Below are 19,587 nucleotides of genomic sequence, written 5' to 3'. Positions count from 1 at the left end.
CTCCTAGAGGGTGATGCTCATGCCGTCGAAGGCCACTTCGACGCCGCGGCGTACGCATTCGGCGCGCTCGGCCGAATCCTCATCGAGAATCGGGTTGGTGTTGTTGATGTGGATAAGCACCTTGCGCTGGCGCGGGAAGCCTTCCAGTACCTCGAGCATGCCGCCCGGGCCGTTCTGCGCCAGATGGCCCATCTCGCGGCCGGTGCGGGTGCCGACACCGCGGCGCTGCATCTCATCATCCTCCCAGAGGGTGCCGTCGACCAGCAGGCAGTCGGCGTCGCTCATCATCTGCAACAATTTGCCGTCGACCTGGCCAAGGCCTGGGGCGTAGAACAGCTTGCCGCCGGTGCGCAGGTCTTCGACCATCAACCCGAGGTTGTCGCCCGGGTGTGGGTCGAAGCGGTGCGGCGAGTAGGGCGGTGCGGCGCTGCGCAGCGGGAAGGGGCTGAAGCGCAGGTTCGGGCAGGCGTCGATGACGAAGCTGCCTTCGAGCGCGATGCGCTTCCATTGCAGGCCGCCGTTCCAGTGGCTGAGCATGGTGAACAGCGGGAAACCGGTGCTCAGGTCCTGGTGGACCATGTCGGTGCACCAGACTTGGTGCGGGCAGCCTTCGCGCAGGCTGAGCAGGCCGGTGGTGTGGTCGATCTGGCTGTCGAGCAGGACGATGGCATCGATGCCGGTGTCGCGCAGGGCACGGGCCGGTTGCATCGGGGCAAAGCTTTGCAGCTGCGCGCGGATGTCCGGTGAGGCGTTACACAGCACCCAATGGATACCGTCGTCAGACAGGGCAATCGATGACTGGGTCCGCGCCGTGGCGCGCAGGCTGGCGTCGCGAAAGCCTTTGCAGTTGGCGCAGTTGCAGTTCCACTGGGGAAAACCGCCACCGGCGGCGGAACCTAGAATCTGGATGTACATGGCCACTCCTGCCGCGTCCTGAAATAAAAACGCCCCGGCGGGCCGAGGCGTTGTACCGCAAGCAGGTTTAGCGGCTTGCGAAATACATGGTCACTTCAAAGCCGATACGCAGGTCAGTGTAAGCAGGTTTGGTCCACATGGGATTACTCCTTCCGGATAGGTCTGGGGGTTGCAGGCTACTTATTTAGTCCACCCTCCAGGTGAGGGGTTCCATAGCCAAGATTGCGCTATCTTACTAAAAAAATACGGACCGAATGGTTAAATCTGAGATAAACGCCGTTACCGGGACGGTAAGAATCGCCCACCTCAGTGCCAGGTTTCACAAGGCGCGGGGCCGTTGGCCAGGCACAGCCAGCCTTGCTCGGCCTGGCTTACCTGGCGGGCCAGGTGCTGCAGTTGCGGCGCCTCGACCGCCAGAATCGCCGCTTGCAGATCGCTCAGCTGCGGCTGCTGCTGACCGGCCAGATGCGCCTGCCAGGCCCATTCGGCAACCTCATTGTTGGCCATGGCCGGTTCGTCGAACTGGGCGGCGAGGGCCTGTTTATCTGCAGTGTTGCAGCTCAGTGTGGCGCTCAGGTTATCGAGCAATGCCTGGATGTGCCCGATGATCTCGGCGTGGCTGGCCGACGGCGACTGCACGCCAAGCAGCAGGCCATTGCAGCCCTCGATCTGTCGGAAGGCGCTGAACACCGCGTAGCCCAGGTTCAGTTCGACCCGCAGGCGCTGATAGAAAGGCCCTTGTAGCTGCTGGGCAAGCAGGCGGCCTGCAGCTTGATCCTCGATCGGGCAGAACAGCAGCAAGGCCTGTTCACTGGCCGCTGGCGGTAGCGTTTGCCAGCGCCGCACAGGTTCGATTGTGGTCGGCAGATGCCTGCCAGCGCACCCTGGCATTGCGCTTAGGGCCTGGTTCAGCACCGATTGCTGGCTGGCACTGAAGCCGGTCGAGAGACCGGTCCAGGTTGAATACGCCCACAGCGTATCCAGATCGCTCTGGCTGATCGTGCAGGCTGGCAAGGGCTGGTCGACGTGGCGGCCGAGTAATTGCTCCGGCAACTGCCTGAGCAGAGCGCGGATTGGCATGTTGTCGGCCTGCTCGGCAGTGCCGGGTGTCCAGCTCTGGCTGGGCGGGTGCCGCAGTATGGCCAACGCCTGTTCGATCACTGCGCCCACTACGGTGCCATTGCCGGCGCAGCGCAGTTGCCAGTATTTGTCGCAGGTGCTCAATTGCATTTGCACCCCAGCCTGCGCGGCCTGTTCACGCAGAGCTTGCAGCGCCCGATCCAGTACCTGCCACAGGCGCCCACGCAAGGCCGAGGCGAGCTGCCAGCGCAGGTAAATGACACCATGCTCGCGTGACGGCGGTAGCAGGGGAGAGACAGTCAGGCCTTCGGGAACGGCGCTGACCGAGAGGGTCTGCGCCTTCACGCTCAGCAACGGATTTGCAGTGGGCAACTGCCAGGCGTGGGTAGACGTTTGTACCTGGCCGGCGAGCATTGTTTCGAGCAACTGCTCAAGCGCAGCCAAGCCTTGCGCGTCCAGCGCTTCGAAGCGTTGCCCGGTGCTGTCCCGGCGTGCCAGCTCCAGCGCGCTGGCGGCAAGTTCGCGACAACGCTGCAAGCGGGCGTATTCCTGATTGATGCTGCTCAGGTCCGCTGTGCGGAAAAACGCCAGCCAGTCAGTCAACAGCGCCTGGACCTGCGCGGCATCAGCCGCGTCGTTGAGCTTGAAGCCCGCATGCAGCAGCGACTGGCCGGCATAGCTGTACAGCGAGGAAAACGCGAAGTGCGCCAGCCAGCCCCGCTCGCGCAAGCACGCCGGCAAGCCGCCGGGCCGGGTGTCGCTCAGCCAGGTAGCGAGAAAATCGACTGCCTGCTCAAAACCTGCGGGGAGTTGCTCGCACGGGTACAGCACATCCAGTTGCCGTTCGTTGTGCATCAACAGTGGAGCGCGGCTATTGAAACTCGGTGGTAGCGACTGCTGCACCTTTGCCCCGTGACTGAACACCTGGCCAAAGCGATTCACCAACGCCAAAAGTTCGTCGAGGCTTTGTGGCCCGCTCAGGCTCAAGGTGATCTGCCCGGCCTGATAGTAGCGCTGATGAAAGCCCCTTAGCGCCGCCTGGAACGCCGGGTTTTGAACCTGCAGGCTATACCGGTTGCCAGCCTGAAAGGCGCTCAACGGATGTGCGCTGCCAGCGGCCTGCAGCAAGGCGAACTGTCTTTGCGCTTGCGGGTTGCGCGACCAGGCAATGAATTCGGCATGGATCACTTTCCGTTCGCGCACTTGTCGTTCAAGGTCGAACTGCGGGTGCGCGAGCATCTGACACAGTCGTTCGAGGCCACCGGCAAAGGCTGCAGGCGGCACTTCGAAAAAGAACTCGGTGCTGCGTTCGCGGGTGCTGGCATTCACTTGCCCGCCGTGATGCTGCACGTAGCGCATCAGGCCGTCGTCCAGGGCAAACCGTTGATTGCCAAGAAAGAACAGATGTTCGAGAAAGTGCGCCAACCCCGGCCACGCCGGTGGCGCGTCATGGCTGCCGGCCGCTACCCGCACAGCCGCCGCGCAGCGTTTGAGCTGCGGGGCATGGCGCAGGGTGACCTGCAGGCCATTGGCGAGGGTCAGGTTGTGCAAGGCGCTGGGCATGACGGCTCCGGGTACAGGCGAACCGTCATGCTAGCGGATTATTGCCGCGCCGTGCTGTAGAGCTCGGGGCGCAGGTCGTGCAGGTAAGGGTTGTTGGCCCGCCCTTGCTGCACTCGCTGCAGGTCGAGGTCGGCGCTCAGCAGCGCGCTGTCACGACCGGCCATGGCCAGGATGCTGCCATCCGGGCCGATGATGCTGCTTTGTCCGCAGTAGTGGATGTCGCCTTCGCTGCCGCAGTAGTTGGCGTACGCCAGGTAGCACTGGTTCTCGTAGGCGCGGGCGCGCACGGTGACCTGGGCAATGAAGTCGAAGGGCACCATGTTCGCCGTTGGTACCAGGATCAGCTCTGCACCGGCCAGGGCCAGGCGCCGGGCATTTTCCGGGAACTCGATGTCGTAGCAGATCAAAAAGCCCACGCGCCAGCCGTTGAGCTCGACCACCGGGAAGTGATCGGGCCCCGGGCTGAACATCGCCCGGTCCAGGCCGCCGAACAGATGGGTTTTGCGGTAGTTGCACAGGCTGCTGCCGTGGGCGTCGATCAATTGCACGCTGTTGAAGATCTGCCCGTCTTCGGACAGCTCCGGGTAGCCGTAGGCAATGGCGATGCGGTTGCTCTGGGCGATCTCCACCACGGCCATGGCCGAGGGGCCGTCTTCGGCTTCGGCCAGGCGCGCGACGGCTTCGCTGCCGATGTTGTAGCCGCTCAGGAACATCTCCGGGCATACCAGCAGTTCGGCGCCGCGGGCAGCGGCCAGTTGCGCCTGCTGCTGCAGGCGCTCGAGGTTGCCGGGCAGGTCCAGCGGTTGCGGTTCGCCTTGGAACAGGGCGATGCGCATGGCGATTCTCCCGTCAGTCGGCCAGGGCGATGGGGCCGATTTCATTGAACACATCGCCCGGGCCTGGGTTGTCCGGGTGGGTCTGCCCACCGAAGTGATTCATGATACCCCACACCGCATTGAGCGAAGTCTGCACCGCGCCTTCGACCCAGGCCGGGGTCCACGACACATCGTCACCGGCGATGAAGATGCCGCGCTGTTCGGCCGGCATGTCCTGCTGCATGAAGTGCGCGTACATGCGCTGGTTATAGCGGTAATGGCCGGGCAGGGCGCCCTTGAAGGCGCCGAGGAAATGCGGGTCGGCTTCCCACGACACGGTGATCGGGTCGCCGATGATGTGCCCGGCGATATCGACTTTCGGGTAAATCTTCTTCAACGCATCGAGAGCCAGCTTGACGCGTTTTTCCACCGGGTGCGGGAGCATCTTCAGCGCATCGCTCATCCACGAATAGGACAGGCAGATCACCCCCGGCTTGTCGTCGCCGTTGTCGAACAGGTAGGTGCCGCGGGTCAGGCGGTCGGTCAGGGTCATGCTCATCAGGTCGCGACCGGTTTGCGGATCCTTGTCCTTCCAGAACGGCCGGTCGACCATGACGAAGGTCTTCGACGACTGCATGTAGCGGGTACGGTCCAGGGCCATCCACATCTTCTGTGAGAACAGCGATTCTTCGCACTCGATCTGGGTGGTCAGCAGCCAGCTCTGGCAGGTGGTCAGCACCGCGGCGTAGTGGCGGGTGTCGCCCCAGGTGTCGGTAACCGCCAGGCGCCCGTCGCTGTCGCGGGCAATGCTTTTCACCCCGGCGCGTGGCGCGCCGCGGTGTAGCGAGCTGAGGCTGGTGCCGGCCGGCCAGTGCGCGCAACGCTCCGGCACATGGCGCCAGATGCCCAGCGGCACCTGCTCGACGCCGCCGACGACCAGGTGCTGGTGATCGTCGCAGTTGGTCATCACCACGCGGAAGATTTCCAGCATCGAGTTGGGGAAGTCCGAGTCCCAGCCGCCAGTGCCGAAACCGACCTGGCCGAACACCTCGCGGTGCAGGAAGCTGAGCTTGGCGAAGGCCTTGGACGTGGCGACGAAGTCGTAGAAGGTGCGGTCGTCCCACAGCGGTACCAGGGTGTTCCACAGCTCTTTGAGGCGCGGCACATCGCGGTCGCGAATAGCCTGCTGGATATCGCCGAAGCGGGCGCCGTCTTCCAGGGCATCGGCCCAGGCATCGGCGACTTCCTGAAACAGCTTGGGCAGGTCGGAGAGCTTTTCGGCGTAGTGGGTCTGGCCTTCCAGGTCGATTACCGTGCTGCCCGACGCAGGGGTCAGCGGGTTGGGGAAGGGCTTGGTTTCTAGGCCAAGCTTGTCGACATAGTGATAGAACGCCGTCGACGATACCGGAAAACGCATGCCGCCGAGTTCGGCGATGACCCCGTCGCTGCCTTCGAAGGCCTGCGAACGCAGGCGCCCGCCCATTTTCGAGGCTTCGTACACCACAGGCTTGAGGCCCAGCTTCATCAGCTCGTATGCCGCCACCAGCCCGGCGATACCGGCGCCGACAATCGCTACTTCTTCGCCGTGGCGTGCAGCCGGAATATTGCCCAGGCCGGCCGGGTGCTCGATCCAGTCGTCAAAGGCAAAAGGGAAATCCGGGCCGAAGATGGTGATCGGTTTCTTGCCGTCGGCGGGGTGACGATTGTTCTTGTTCATAGGTGACCTTGCCAGGCGCTGCGCGGGGTGCGGAGCTTGAGTATAGAAAAAACACTGGCGGTCATTTTAGGGGGCGGGGATTACGTAATTAAGATGCAGAGTGTCGTCGTTATGATTTGATATAAGTCATTTTGACGATGCTGTTTATCTATATGACGAATCAGGCCAGCGCAGCCAGGTGCTCCACGGTTTCAGGGAATTTTTCTACCAGGCGAATCAGCGTCATTGCCTGGGCATTGGGGCGAGCCCGGCCCTGTTCCCAGTTTTCCAGGGTGCGGGCATTGGTGCGCAGGTACATGGCAAACACCGCGCGAGACATGTTCAAGCGTTCGCGAATAGCCACAAGCTCTTTGGCCGAGACGTCCATCAACTCGGCGAGCTGTATTTTATGCGAGCGCAGGGTCAGTTTGCCCTGACGCTCCTGGGCAAGGGCATCGAAGCCTTCGTTCAGTTCGGAAAAAATATCGCGTTTCATTTTATCTCCTCGCTTCGATTTGCAGATCGAGCATCTGTTTGAGCGACTGGCGTTGCGCAGGGCTCAGGTCGTCCAGTTGATCCTTGCCGTACAAGGTGAACAGCCAGAACTGTTGGCCGTTGCTCCACCAGTAATAGATGACTCGGATTCCACCGCGCTTGCCCTTGTGCCGCTGATCATCAGCAAAGCGAACTTTGCGCAAGCCCCCGGTCCCCTGGATGACTGAGCCAGCCTGGGGATTGAGCAGCAATACGAGCTGCAAGGCCTTCATCGCCTAGTCATCCAGGTAGTCACTGCGATAGCGCGCAAAGGCCGGTAGTTCGACGAAAAGTGCTTCCATGCTTTGTACGTTATCTGCGTATAGTTTGTGGTTATCAAGCTTTGCCGTCAAGCGACGGGCCTGTAACCAGCCTATACGTGCAGCCGCGATGCATCCGGGGGGATGATTGCCTGGTGTGTCAAACCGGCTGCCCGCGATCCACCTTGCTGCTGAGGATGATCGAGGTGGTGGTTTTTTCCACGCCTTCAACGCTGCCGATCTGGTCGAGCAACTGGTCCAGTTGCTCGGGCGAGTCGCTGCGCAGCCAGGCGACGTAATCGAATTCGCCGCTGACCGCGCACAACTGCTGCACCTGGCCCATGGCGCTCAGGCGCCGCACCACGTCCTTTCCCGAACGCGGTTGTACCTTGATCCCGACATAGGCTTGCAGGCCGCCATCGATCAGGCGCTGACCGAGGCGCACGCCGTAGCCGCTGATGACCTTGGTCTTTTCCAGGCGGGCCAGGCGCGAAGTTACCGTGGTGCGCGCGATACCCAGTTGCCGGGCGAGCGTGGCGACGCTTTCACGGGCGTTGATCTGCAGCAGCGAGATCAGCTGGCGATCGATTTCGTCGAGGGCGACGGGGCGGCTGTCGGACATGGGCACTCTCTGGCAAGAGCCGCATTTCGCGGCTCATGGAATAAGCGCGATAGCCTATCCATTGCCCTCACCCTTGGGCAAGGCGTCTGTGCTCAGCGCGCCTTGAAGCAGTGCTCGGCCTGGGGGAAGCTGCCGTCGCGTACTTCCCGGGCATAGGCTGCCAATGCCTGGGCAATCTGTGGTTGAAGGTCGGCAAAGCGTTTGACGAAGCGCGGTTGGTATTCGCCGAACAAACCAAGCAGGTCTTCGGTAACCAGCACCTGGCCATCACAGGCCGGTGAAGCGCCGATACCGATGGTGGGGATGGCCAGTTCTTCACTCACGCGCCGTGCCAGGGGTTCGGCGATGCCTTCCAGCACTACCGAAAAAGCCCCGGCGGCCTGCATAGCCAGGGCGTCCTGGCGCACTTTGGCGGCACTTTGATCATCGCGGCCCTGGGCCTTGAAACCTCCCAGGCAGTTGACCTGTTGCGGCATCAGGCCGACATGGGCCATGACCGGAATCCCGCGGCGGGTGAGGAACTCCACGGTCTCGGCCAGCTCTTCACCGCCCTCAAGCTTGACCCCCTGGGCACCGGTCTCGCGCAACAGCCGGGCGGCACTGAGGAAGGATTGTTCGGGCGAGGCCTGATAACTGCCGAACGGCAGGTCGATGACCACGCAGGCGCGCTCGGAGCCGCGCATCACCGCCTGGCCATGGGCAATCATCATCTCCAGGCTGACCCCGAGTGTGCTGGGCAGGCCATACAGCACCATGCCGACCGAGTCACCGACAATGATCACATCGGCCTCGGCATCTACCCAACGTGCCATCGGCATGCTGTAGGCGGTCAGCACCACCAGGTTGCCAGCGCCCTTGCGTTGCTGGATGGCGGGCACGCTCAAACGGTTTTCACGCACATGGCTGCTCATCGGTCTCTCCTTGGGTTGTTCAACGAAGCCGGGCGCAGGCTACCATCGGCCTTCGTCGGCTCACTTGAGCAAAGGAGACAGGCATTGCCGCCAATGAGACAAAGCAGTGAAGTACCGCCGCTGCCGGACTTCCAGCAACTGCCGGGGCCGGTTTACCGGCGCATGTTTGCCATTCCGGCCGGTCATCGGGTGCAACTGCACAGGCACCCCTGGGTGCAGTTTACCTACGCCAGCGCCGGGATCATGCAAGTGGTCACCGAGCACCACAGCTACCTGCTGCCGCCGCAATGTGCGTTGTGGATACCAGCGGGGGTCGAACACACCGCCTATAGCGACCAGGCCATCGAGTTTCGCGGGCTGTACCTGGATGACTCGCTGCTCAATGGCTACCAGCGCCCTTGCGGTGTGGTGCAAGTTACGCCGCTGGTACGTGAGCTGATCGCCAAGGCCAACAGCTTTGCGCCGCAATACCCTGCCCAAGGCGCCCAGGCGCGGCTGTTGCAGGTGCTGGTAGATGAGTTGCGCGAACTGCCCGAAGCGCCGTTCGGCCTGCCGCTGCCCAGCGATCCGCGCCTGCGCCGAATCAGCGAAGCCTTGCAGGCCAACCCTGGCGACAACCGCAGTATTGAAGACTGGGCGCAGCAGGTCGGCGCTTCGCGGCGTACCCTGGTGCGGCTGTTTCAGGCGCAGACACAGTTGTCGTTCAGGGAGTGGCGCCAGCGCTTGCGCCTGTTGGCGGCGTTGCCGTTGCTGGCGCAAGGCATGAGCGTCACGGCGCTGGCCAATGAGCTGGGCTACGACTCGGTGTCGGCGTTCATTGCTCTGTTTCAGCGCCACTACGGCAAGACCCCAGGCCTGTGGGCGGCAGAATTGCGCAGCTGACAGCGGGCACAAAAAAAACCGCGCAATGCGCGGCTTTTTGTTTGGTGGGCCCAGCAGGACTCGAACCTGCGACCAAGGGATTATGAGTCCCCTGCTCTAACCAACTGAGCTATAGGCCCCAGTGGACGCGGATTATAACGAGGGATTCCAGGCTGTGCCATCCGAAAGATCTGAAAGAGCTATGCGAAGGAAGGTCCTGGCGAATTCCTCGGCCGGTAGCGGCAGGCTGACGATGTATCCCTGGATCTGCTCGCAGCCTTCGGCGGCAAGAAACTGCTGCTGGGCCTGGCTTTCCACCCCTTCGGCAATGATGGTCAGCTGCATGCTGCGGCCCAGGGCGATGATGGCGCGGGCAATTGCCGCATCATGAGGGTCGTCCGGCAGGCCGCGGATGAACGACTGGTCGATCTTGAGGATATCCAGCGGCAGGCGCTTGAGGTAGCTCAGCGACGAGTAGCCGGTGCCGAAGTCGTCGATCGCCAGTTGCACGCCCAGGTGCTTGAGTTGATGGAGGATGGCCAGGGCTTCCTCGGCCTGGCTCATGATGAAGTTTTCGGTGATCTCCAACTGCAGGTCTCCGGCCTTGAGCTGGTGGGTCTTGAGCAGTTGTTCAATGCGTTTGACCAGGCTTGGCTGGCGCAATTGCGCGCCGGCCAGGTTGACTGACAGCGGGCCGAACGCCAGGTAGTTGTGTTTCCAGTCCTGCATTTGCCGACAGGCCTGTTCCAGCACCCAGTCGCCCAGTTGCAGGATCATGCCGTTCTCTTCGGCCAGTGCAATGAAGTGCTCCGGCGGGACGTCGCCAAACGTCGGGTTGGTCCAGCGGATCAGCGCTTCGGCACCGACCAGGCTCTGGGTCTTGAGGCTGAACTTGGGCTGGTAGCACAGGCTCAGTTCATTGCGCTCGATGGCCCGGCGCAGTTCGTGCTCCAGGGCGATGCGCTCGCTGGCCTGGGCCGTGAGGTCGCGGGTGTAGGACTCGACCCGGTTGCGCCCCTTGGCCTTGGAGCGGTACATGGCCGCGTCGGCGTTGCGGATCAGCGAGGCGACGTCGGTGCCGTCCTGGGGATAAAGGCTGGTGCCGATGCTGGCGCTGGTGAAGAACTCATGTTCGCCTGCCTGGAACGGTGCGCCGAAGCAGGCCAGCAGTTTGTGCGCGATGTGCTCGGCATCACTGGGCTGGTGCAGGCCGGGCAGGAGGATGATGAACTCGTCGCCGCCCAGGCGTGCGACGGTATCGATGTCGCGCACCTGCTCCTTGAGCCGCTGGGCGATGCCTTTGAGCAACAGGTCGCCGACCGGGTGGCCAAGGCTGTCGTTGATGTGCTTGAAGCGGTCGAGATCGAGAAACAGCACCGCGCCCTGGCGCTTGGAGGCCTGGGCGCAGTTGAGCGCGGCCTGCAGACGGCTTTCGAACAGGGTGCGATTGGGCAGGCCGGTCAGCGGGTCGTGATGGGCCTGGTAATCGAGCTTGGCCTGGGCGTGCTTGAGGCTGGAGATATCGGCGAACACCGCAACGAAGTGGGTGATGACCCGCTCGCTGTTGCGTACGGCGCTGATAGTCAGCCAACTGGGGTAGATTTCGCCGTTCTTGCGCCGGTTGTGGATTTCGCCCTGCCAATGGCCTTCGGCCGTCAGTTGGTGCCACATGGCTACATAGAAGGCACTGTCGTGCTGGCCGGAGGCGAGCAGCCGCGGTGTCTGGCCCAGCGCTTCGAACTCGCTGTAACCGGTGATCTCGCTGAAGGCGCGGTTGACCGCGCTGATGCGCTGGTCGGTGTCGGTGATCAACACGCCTTCGGCGGTGTTCTCGAACACCGTGGCGGCCAGTTGCAGTTTTTCCTGCATCAGGTGGCGTTCAGTGATGTCGCGGGCAATGGTCAGCATGCAGTCGACACCGGCAATGGGCAGCGGCCTGGCCGATAGCTCGCAGAGACGGATCTGGCCATCGCTGCGGCGGATATGGCAGCTGAAATCACGCACGAAACCATCGCGCTGGAGCGTCTCCAGCAGCCGGCGGCGCTCGTTGAGGTCGACCCAGATGCCCAGGTCCAGGGAGGTGTGATCCAGGGACATATGAGTGTCGTAGCCGGTCAGGCGGCAGAAGCCTTCGTTCACTTCGATCAGCAGGCCATCGCTCTGGCGCGACAATAGCAGGCCGTCGGGCGAGGCATGGAACGCCTTGGCGAACTTCTCTTCGGAGGTTTGCAACTGCTCCTGGGTTTCTTTCAGCTGGCTGATGTCGCGCACCGCCACCACCAGCGCTGGCGTGCTGTCGAGCTGGAAGGTTTCGGCGGAGGTCAGGCCGGTGAACAACTGACCATTGCTGCGCCGAAACACCATTTCCAGGTTGCGGATGCTGCCGGACTGCAAGCGCTTGAGCAGGTCAGGGCCGACGCCGTCGATGCCCCAGATATTCAGCTCGGTCGCGGTGCGGCCCAGTACCTGCGCCGGGCTCAGGCCGATTTGCTCTTCGAAAGCTTCGTTGACCTCCAGCAGGCAGCCGTCGCTCATGCGGGCGATGACCAGGATATCCGGGCACTGCTGAAACACCGAGGCGAACTTCTGCTCTGACAGGCGCAGGGCTTCTTCGGCGTTCTTGGTTTCGCTGATGTCGATCATCAGCCCGCGCATCACCGGTTTGTGCCCGTGCTCGATGAGGCTGACGATATCGCGCACCCACAGGCTGCGGCCGTCGGCGCGGATCACCCGGTAATCGAGGCTGTGATCGCGTCCGGCGGCGGTTTCGCTGTCGCAGTAGGCCTGGGCCCAGAGCGCGTCGTCGGGGTGAATGATGCTGCGCCAGAACCCCGGGCGCAGCCACTGGTTCAACGGGTAGCCAAGCAGGTCTTCGGCATGGGGTGAGACGTAGCTGTAGGTAAAATCGTTGGCGTCGGCTTCCCAAGCAATGGCGGAAAGGCTTTCGACCAGGCCGCGGTAGTGGTATTCGCTGCTGCGCAGTTCCTGCTCGAGGGCGATGCGCCGGGAAATCTCCGAGCTAAGGCGGCGGTTGACGCGGATCACCGCCGCGAGGATAGCGGTCATCAACAGCAGGGCAGGCAGGCCGTAGATCAGCAGGTCGTACCACAGCGTGCGATGGTCAAGCACCTTGCCGACCCAGCGCTCCTGGATATTGCTGATTTCGCCGGGGCTCATGTCGGCCATAACCTTGTCGAGAATGCCGACGAGGATCTTCTGCTCCCGTGGCACCGCCATAGCCAGCTGATAGCGGTAGGGTGTTTCACCGCTGACGTACAGGCCTTCGAGCTTGAGCTGGCGCAGGCTCCAGATGCTCGAGGCAAGGTCGCCCACCACGGCGTCCACCTCATCGGTGGCCAGGGCCTGCAGTGCCGAGCTGACATTGGGCAGGGCCACCAGGTTGAGGTCAGGGTGGTGGGTGCGCAACAGCTCATGGGGCGCGTAGTTTTCCACCACGGCGATCTTCAGGCCGTAGAGGTCCTTGATGGTGCGCGGTTGCGGGCCGCCATCGTGGGCGAGGATGACAATCGGAAAATCCAGGTACGGGCGGGTGAAGGCCAGAAAGCTCTGGCGCTCGGGGGTCGACATGATGCCGGGCAGCAAGTCGAGCTTGTTCTTGCGTGCCTGTTCGAGCACGGCTGTCCAGCTGATCGGTTCGATCGGCTTGAACTGCACACCCAGGCGCTCCTGGATAAGGGCAATGTAGTCGGCGGCCAATCCCTGGTAGCGACCGTCCTGGTCCCGGTATTCGAAAGGTGGCCAGGATGCATCGACGCCCAGGCGCAGCTGCGGATGAGCGCTGAGCCAGGCTTGTTCTTCTTCAGTCAGGGTCAGGGCGCCGGCGGTTGCACTCCAGACGAGCAGGAGAGCCAACAGAAGGGCCGGCATTCGGGGCATAGCGGCCTCGTCACACAGGTGGATTGATTCGAGTGTAGACGGGCATTTAAGCGGCGGGGTAGTGGGCGAAGGCTGAAAAGCGCCGTTCGCCGGAAAAGAAAAACCCCGGCCTGGGCCGGGGTTTGTCATCACTCGTCGAGGAAGGAGCGCAGATGCTCGCTTCGCGTCGGGTGGCGCAGCTTGCGCAGCGCCTTGGCTTCAATCTGACGGATCCGCTCACGGGTCACGTCGAACTGTTTGCCGACCTCTTCGAGGGTGTGATCGGTGTTCATATCGATACCGAAACGCATGCGCAGCACCTTGGCTTCGCGTGCGGTCAGACCGGAGAGCACGTCACGGGTCGCTTCCTTGAGGCTTTCGACCGTGGCCACATCGATTGGCGACTGCATGGTCGAGTCTTCGATGAAGTCACCCAGGTGCGAATCTTCGTCGTCACCGATCGGGGTTTCCATGGAGATCGGCTCTTTGGCGATCTTCAATACCTTGCGGATCTTGTCCTCAGGCATTTCCATGCGTTCACCCAGCTCTTCCGGGGTCGGTTCGCGACCCATTTCCTGCAACATCTGCCGGGAAATGCGGTTGAGCTTGTTGATCGTCTCGATCATGTGCACCGGAATACGGATGGTGCGGGCCTGGTCGGCGATCGAACGGGTGATCGCCTGGCGGATCCACCAGGTGGCATAGGTCGAGAACTTGTAACCACGACGGTATTCGAACTTGTCCACCGCCTTCATCAGGCCGATGTTGCCTTCCTGGATCAGGTCGAGGAACTGCAGGCCGCGGTTGGTGTACTTCTTGGCGATCGAGATAACCAGACGCAGGTTGGCCTCGACCATTTCCTTCTTGGCGCGACGAGCCTTGGCTTCACCGATCGACATGCGACGGTTGATGTCCTTGATCTCGGCGATGGTCAGGCCGGTTTCGCTTTCGAGGTCGATCAGCTTCTGCTGGCAGGCTACGATTGCGTCGCTTTTCTCACCCAGGGCGGCAGCCCATTTGGTGCTGCGCTTGGCCAGGTCGCTGGCCCAGGTCTGGTCGATTTCGTTACTCGGGAACAGGCGCAGGAAGTCGGCACGTGGCATGCGTGCGTCACGGACGCACAGTTGCATGATGGCGCGTTCTTGCTGACGCAGGCGGTCCAGGGCGCTACGAACGCGCTCAACCAGGGCTTCGAACTGCTTCGGTACCAGCTTGATCGGCATGAACAGCTCGGCCAGATCAAGCATCGCCTTGAGGCTGTCCTTGTGGCTGCGGCCGTTCTTCTTCAGCACCTTGAGGGTAGCGTTGAGCTGATCCTGGACGGCACCGAAGCGCTGTTGCGCGACGACCGGATCCGGACCGCTTTCGACTTCTTCCTCTTCGTCGGTGCTTTCCTCTTTCTCTTCCTCGTCGTCGTCAGCATCGGCCTTGGCCGGGGCTTTCGGGTCGATCGGCGGCGGCACTTCGGCCGGCGGCGCGATGCCGTCGTCCGGGTCGATGTAACCGCTGAGGACGTCGGACAGGCGGCCACCTTCGGTGGTGACGCGATCGTACTCGGAGAGGATGTGCTCGACAGTACCCGGGAAGTGGGCAATAGCACCCATGACTTCACGAATACCTTCTTCGATCCGCTTGGCGATTTCGATTTCGCCTTCGCGGGTCAGAAGCTCGACGGTCCCCATTTCACGCATGTACATGCGCACCGGGTCAGTCGTGCGACCAATATCGGTTTCCACAGCCGCCAACGCTGCGGCGGCTTCTTCAGCTGCGGCTTCGTCGGTGTCGGCTTCGGCCAACAAAAGGGCATCCGCATCCGGAGCACTCTCGAATACGTTGATCCCCATGTCGTTGATCATGCGGATGATGTCTTCCACCTGCTCCGGATCTGAAATATCCTCTGGCAGGTGGTCGTTGACCTCCGCGTAAGTCAGGTAGCCCTGCTCACGACCGCGGGTGATCAACTCTTTGATGCGAGACTGCTGTTGCGCTTTTCCGGACATAACACCCTATCCACTGAAGGTCTTGGCGGGCAAAAAACAAGCCGAGGATTATACCCGAGCTAGGACCTCACGCGCCAGTTGAGGTCGGGGTTTGTGCGGGAACATTACGGCTTAACAGGTCACGCAGCTGATTTTTTTCCTCTGCGCTCAAGTCACTTTGACGTGCTTTCCTGAGCAGATGTTCCAGGCTGCGCTCGCGTTGGCGAGCGGACAAGCTAGTTATGGTGTCGAAAAACTGTTGTTCAAGGTTATCGGCATCGATCAGCCATTCCTTTTCTGCCAATGCCCTTAGCAGGCGGCCCTGTTCGGTGCCATGCCAGCGGGCGATCAGCTGTAGTGAGCGTAGCTCAGGATTCTTTTGCAACGCCTCGAGCAGGGCTACCAGCAGCTGGGCATAGACGTGTTCTTCGGCCGCCAGCTGGCTGGCATCTTCGACCTTTTTCGCCAGTTGCGGGTGATGCAGCAGGGTGCGCAGGGCGCTCAAGGTCGGCGGTTCTACCGAAGTCGGAACCCGTGGTGGCGCATCCTGGCGCTGGCCGTTGCGCTCCCAGGGTTTGCCCTTCTTGTCCCAGGGCTTGCCTTCCCACTTTTTCTTGCCGCCCTTGTTCGGCGTCCACTGCTGTTGCTGAGGTGCGTATTCGGGCTGGTGAAAATCAGCGTAATCCGGGGTGTAGTCGGGAATGGCGTCGTAATCGATGCCCGGGTCGTAACTGGGTGGAGCTTCAACGGGTGCGCTGTGCGCCAGTTGTTCGACCTGCTGGTTATCCAGGCCGGTGATTTCCTTGAGGCGATTGCGCATCAGGGCACGCAGGTTGGCCCCGGGCACTTTTTCGATCAACGGTGCAGCAAGGGTGGCCATGTGCGCCTTGCCTTCGAGCGAGCGCGGGTCGGCTTCCTCGGTCAACTGCTGGAAAAAGTAATCGGCCAGTGGCTGCGCATGCTGGTTGATGCGCGCGCGGAAGGCATCGGTGCCTTCGGCGCGTACCAGGGTGTCCGGGTCTTCGCCTTCGGGCAAAAACAGAAAGCGCGCCTTGCGCCCGTCCTGCAGGCTCGAAAGCGTTGCCTCCAGAGCGCGCCAGGCAGCGTTGCGGCCAGCCTGGTCGCCGTCGAAACAGAACAGCACGCTCGGCACCACGCGAAACAAGCGCTTGAGGTGTTCTTCGCTGGTGGCCGTGCCCAGGGTCGCCACCGCATTGCGCAAGCCTTGCTGCGCGAGGGCGATGACGTCCATGTAGCCTTCGACCACGATGATCTCGTCAAGATTGCGGTTGAACTTGCGCGCTTCGTACAGCCCGTACAGCTCCTGCCCCTTGTGGAACACCGGGGTTTCCGGGGAGTTCAGGTACTTGGGCTTGTCGTCGCCCAGTACCCGGCCGCCGAAGGCGATGACCCGGCCACGGCTGTCGCGGATCGGAAACATCACCCGGTCGCGGAAGCGATCGTAACGCTTGCCGGACTCGGCGTTCTCGATCAGCAGGCCGGCATCGATCATGGCTTTTTGCTGCAGGGTATCGCTGCTCAAATGTTTGAACAGGTTGTCCCAGCCAGGCGGGGCGAAGCCCAGGCCGAAGTCGCGGGCGATCTCGCCGGACAGGCCGCGGCCCTTGAGGTAGTCGACCGCGGATTTGCGTGTCGGATGGCTGCGCAGCGCCTGGCGATAAAATTCGGCGGCTGCTTCAAGCAGCGGGTAGAGCGGTGAATCGACCGGTTGCCGGGGTTTGTGACCACGCCCGCTTTCTTCGCGGGGGATCTCCATGCCGGCGGCCTTGGCCAGTTCCTCGACGGCCTGGGGGAAATCCAGGTTGTCGTGGTCCATGATGAAGCCAAGGGCGTTGCCGCCCGCGCCGCAGCCGAAGCAGTAGTAGAACTGTTTGTCGGGGCTGACGCTGAAGGACGGGGTCTTTTCCTTGTGGAACGGGCAGCAGGCCGTGAGGTTCTTGCCAGCTTTTTTCAGCTGCACGCGCGAACTCACCACATCGACGATGTCGGTACGGTTAAGCAGGTCGTCGATAAAACTCTGGGGAATCAGCCCGGCCATGGCACTCTCATCATCAGGCGATAAGCAAGTGTAATCGCTAATGCGGCGGGAACGGCTGCGCGTTCGAGCGATGTCGAATGGCGTAACACAAAATACGGAAAGACGTGCTCGTCTGCAGCCGGTGAAGGCTCGTCAGGAAGGACGTGCACAGCTGGCGTTGCGGCCAGTTCTGACGATTCAGGCAGGTTGTCCATGCTGCAGGGCAGCAGGACGCCTTGGGCCCGAAGGCCAAAGGATCAAGCAACAACTGCCGGCAGCCCGGCTGTAGGCCGGGCGAGGCAGAAGCTTGCGACGGACGTCTGTATTAGTACAGACGAACGGCGCGGCGCTGTTCGCGCTGAACTTTCTTGGCGTGACGTTTAACAGCGGCTGCTGCTTTGCGCTTACGCTCAGAAGTCGGCTTCTCGTAAAATTCGCGGCTACGAACTTCAGCCAGAACACCGGCTTTTTCGCAGGAGCGCTTGAAACGACGCAGAGCTACGTCGAAGGGTTCATTCTCTTTAACTTTGACGGCTGGCATCCAGAGCTACCTTCATTCATTACCGGGGTCAACGAACTCGTGGCAAAAATGTGCGCTGGAGAACGTCGGTTTTTAAGGGTTGCGGATGTTAACCCTTAGCCGACCGGAATGCAAAGCCTCTGATCGAAAACCGCTGGTCGGCGTCGGGAGCGGGGACTATCATGCGCGCCTTCGAATTCAGCCTCAACAAGGCACGGACCCATGCTAGTACTGGGATTGGAAACATCCTGCGACGAAACCGGCGTCGCATTATACGACAGTGAACGCGGCCTTCTGGCCGATGCATTGTTCAGTCAGATCGACCTGCACCGCGTCTATGGCGGGGTAGTGCCGGAGCTGGCCTCGCGTGATCACGTCAAGCGCATGCTGCCGTTGATCCGCCAGGTGCTGGCCGAAGCCGACTGCGTCGCCACCGAGATCGACGCCATTGCCTACACCGCAGGCCCCGGCCTCGTGGGCGCACTGTTGGTGGGCGCTTCCTGCGCTCAGGCTCTGGCATTTGCCTGGGGGATTCCAGCCCTCGGCGTGCACCACATGGAAGGCCACCTGCTGGCGCCGATGCTCGAAGAGCAACCGCCGGAGTTCCCGTTCGTCGCCTTGCTGGTGTCGGGTGGGCATACCCAGCTGGTGCGCGTCGATGGTATCGGCCAATACGAGTTGCTCGGCGAGACCCTCGATGACGCCGCTGGCGAAGCCTTCGACAAGACCGCCAAGCTGATCGGCCTGCCTTACCCGGGCGGCCCTGAGATCGCCCGCCTGGCGACCCAGGGCGTGCCCGGGCGCTTTGTCTTCCCGCGGCCGATGACCGATCGTCCGGGGCTGGATTTCAGCTTCAGCGGCCTGAAAACCTTTGCCCTCAACACCTGGCAGCAGTGTCAGAGTGCTGGAGACGACGGTGAACAAACTCGTTGCGACGTGTCGCTGGCCTTCCAGCAAGCGGTGGTGGAGACTTTGACCATCAAGTGCAAGCGGGCCCTCAAGCAGACCGGCCTCAAACGCCTGGTGATCGCTGGCGGCGTCAGTGCCAACAAGGCCTTGCGCGCTTCGCTGGAAGACATGCTGGCCGGCATCAAGGGCAATGTGTACTACGCCCGGCCGCAGTTTTGTACCGACAATGGCGCCATGATCGCCTACGCCGGCTGCCAGCGTCTGGCCGCCGGGCAGCAGGAAAGCCTGGCAATCAGCGTGCAGGCGCGCTGGCCGATGGAGCAGCTGGCGCCGCTGTGAAACTGAGCGTTGCTCATGCAGTGGATTCAGAAATGCCGTTCGCGTCCGGCGAAAAGGTCGCGTAGATTGCCGCGGTGACGCCAGACGATCAGCACGGTCAGCACGCTGATCGGCAGCAGCGCTTCCGGCTCGCGCCAGGCCAGTAGTGGCAGGGTCAGGGGCGTTGCCACCAGCGCCGCCAGCGAGCTGGTGCGGGTCAGGTAGAAGGTTAGCAGCCAGGCGCTGATGGCCAGCAAGGCGGCTGGCGGGTAAAGCCCCAGCAGCATGCCGGCGGCGGTGGCGACACCTTTGCCGCCGCGAAAGCGGAAGTACACCGGGAACAGATGGCCAACCACTGCGCACACGCCGATCCAGGCCTGTTGTTGCAGGTCGAGGCCAGCAAGATTGGCGACCAGCACGGGCAGCAGGCCCTTGCACAGGTCGCCAAGCAGGGTCAGGACCGCCAGTTTGCGGCCGGCCAGGCGCAGCATGTTGGTTGCACCGGCATTGCCTGAACCGCTCATGCGCGGGTCCGGGCTGCCATTGAGGCGGCTGAGGACGATGGCAAAGGACAGAGAGCCGAGCAGGTAGGCGCACAGCGCCAGTAACCAAAACATGCTAACCATTCCGGGCGAGGACGCCCTGATTCTAACGGCGCAACGCGCCCTTGTCGTGCTGTGGAGAGAAGTG

Annotated in this window: 15 protein-coding genes, 1 tRNA gene and 1 pseudogene; 2 read left to right on the top strand and 15 right to left on the bottom strand. The window is 62.3% G+C overall.

Annotated features, from left to right (window positions below):
* Positions 1-3: 3 nt before the first annotated feature.
* The 9 genes and pseudogenes from pqqB to panB form a co-directional block, all read right to left on the bottom strand.
* On the bottom strand, positions 4-915 hold the full coding sequence (gene pqqB, locus ABIE20_RS12170) for a pyrroloquinoline quinone biosynthesis protein PqqB (protein ID WP_429505307.1): 912 nt from the start codon (positions 913-915) through the stop codon (positions 4-6).
* 67 nt (positions 916-982) lie between these two features.
* On the bottom strand, positions 983-1,054 hold the full coding sequence (pqqA, locus tag ABIE20_RS12165) for a pyrroloquinoline quinone precursor peptide PqqA (RefSeq protein WP_008365141.1): 72 nt from the start codon (positions 1,052-1,054) through the stop codon (positions 983-985).
* A gap of 167 nt (positions 1,055-1,221) precedes the next feature.
* Positions 1,222-3,558 (bottom strand): pyrroloquinoline quinone biosynthesis protein PqqF, encoded by a 2,337-nt coding sequence (pqqF, locus tag ABIE20_RS12160; RefSeq protein WP_429505306.1) that lies wholly within the window; start codon positions 3,556-3,558, stop codon positions 1,222-1,224.
* A gap of 38 nt (positions 3,559-3,596) precedes the next feature.
* The gene (locus tag ABIE20_RS12155) at positions 3,597-4,394 is read right to left on the bottom strand and encodes a carbon-nitrogen hydrolase family protein (protein WP_429505305.1); all 798 of its coding nucleotides are present in this window, start codon (positions 4,392-4,394) and stop codon (positions 3,597-3,599) included.
* 13 nt (positions 4,395-4,407) lie between these two features.
* Positions 4,408-6,090, bottom strand: coding sequence for a flavin monoamine oxidase family protein (locus ABIE20_RS12150; RefSeq protein WP_429505304.1), 1,683 nt, complete (start codon positions 6,088-6,090; stop codon positions 4,408-4,410).
* A gap of 160 nt (positions 6,091-6,250) precedes the next feature.
* The gene (locus ABIE20_RS12145; protein WP_429505303.1) at positions 6,251-6,565 is read right to left on the bottom strand and encodes a helix-turn-helix domain-containing protein; all 315 of its coding nucleotides are present in this window, start codon (positions 6,563-6,565) and stop codon (positions 6,251-6,253) included.
* A gap of 1 nt (position 6,566) precedes the next feature.
* A pseudogene (locus ABIE20_RS12140) lies at positions 6,567-6,905 on the bottom strand (toxin).
* 118 nt (positions 6,906-7,023) lie between these two features.
* Positions 7,024-7,485: an Lrp/AsnC family transcriptional regulator gene (locus ABIE20_RS12135; protein ID WP_038998420.1), complete on the bottom strand. Its 462-nt coding sequence runs from the start codon at positions 7,483-7,485 to the stop codon at positions 7,024-7,026.
* A gap of 92 nt (positions 7,486-7,577) precedes the next feature.
* A complete protein-coding gene (gene panB / locus ABIE20_RS12130) occupies positions 7,578-8,396 on the bottom strand; it encodes a 3-methyl-2-oxobutanoate hydroxymethyltransferase (RefSeq protein WP_429505302.1) in 819 nt (272 codons plus the stop codon).
* A 93-nt stretch (positions 8,397-8,489) separates the two neighbouring features.
* Here panB and ABIE20_RS12125 point away from each other — a divergent pair, with 93 nt between their 5' ends.
* Positions 8,490-9,278 carry an AraC family transcriptional regulator gene (locus ABIE20_RS12125; RefSeq protein ID WP_429505301.1) on the top strand — a complete coding sequence of 263 codons (789 nt, stop codon included), beginning with the start codon at positions 8,490-8,492 and terminating at the stop codon, positions 9,276-9,278.
* A gap of 42 nt (positions 9,279-9,320) precedes the next feature.
* Here the strand turns inward: ABIE20_RS12125 and ABIE20_RS12120 are convergent.
* The 5 genes from ABIE20_RS12120 to rpsU form a co-directional block, all read right to left on the bottom strand.
* Positions 9,321-9,397: transfer RNA gene (locus tag ABIE20_RS12120), tRNA-Ile, on the bottom strand.
* A 13-nt stretch (positions 9,398-9,410) separates the two neighbouring features.
* The gene (locus tag ABIE20_RS12115; protein WP_429505300.1) at positions 9,411-13,154 is read right to left on the bottom strand and encodes an EAL domain-containing protein; all 3,744 of its coding nucleotides are present in this window, start codon (positions 13,152-13,154) and stop codon (positions 9,411-9,413) included.
* Positions 13,155-13,282: 128 nt separating this feature from the next.
* Positions 13,283-15,133, bottom strand: coding sequence for an RNA polymerase sigma factor RpoD (rpoD, locus tag ABIE20_RS12110; protein ID WP_429505299.1), 1,851 nt, complete (start codon positions 15,131-15,133; stop codon positions 13,283-13,285).
* A gap of 67 nt (positions 15,134-15,200) precedes the next feature.
* Positions 15,201-17,171, bottom strand: a complete 1,971-nt coding sequence (dnaG, locus tag ABIE20_RS12105) for a DNA primase (RefSeq protein ID WP_258715935.1) — start codon at positions 17,169-17,171, stop codon at positions 15,201-15,203.
* A gap of 304 nt (positions 17,172-17,475) precedes the next feature.
* Positions 17,476-17,691, bottom strand: a complete 216-nt coding sequence (gene rpsU, locus ABIE20_RS12100; protein ID WP_002551877.1) for a 30S ribosomal protein S21 — start codon at positions 17,689-17,691, stop codon at positions 17,476-17,478.
* A gap of 201 nt (positions 17,692-17,892) precedes the next feature.
* Here rpsU and tsaD point away from each other — a divergent pair, with 201 nt between their 5' ends.
* Positions 17,893-18,918, top strand: coding sequence for a tRNA (adenosine(37)-N6)-threonylcarbamoyltransferase complex transferase subunit TsaD (tsaD, locus tag ABIE20_RS12095; RefSeq protein ID WP_038998431.1), 1,026 nt, complete (start codon positions 17,893-17,895; stop codon positions 18,916-18,918).
* A gap of 26 nt (positions 18,919-18,944) precedes the next feature.
* Here the strand turns inward: tsaD and plsY are convergent, their stop codons facing one another.
* Positions 18,945-19,514, bottom strand: a complete 570-nt coding sequence (gene plsY, locus ABIE20_RS12090; RefSeq protein WP_429505298.1) for a glycerol-3-phosphate 1-O-acyltransferase PlsY — start codon at positions 19,512-19,514, stop codon at positions 18,945-18,947.
* Between the last annotated feature and the right edge of the window lie 73 nt (positions 19,515-19,587).

The organism is Pseudomonas sp. 2835 (genome assembly GCF_050435905.1).
GTDB lineage: Bacteria > Pseudomonadota > Gammaproteobacteria > Pseudomonadales > Pseudomonadaceae > Aquipseudomonas.
This window is presented reverse-complemented; position numbering and strand designations above follow the sequence as displayed.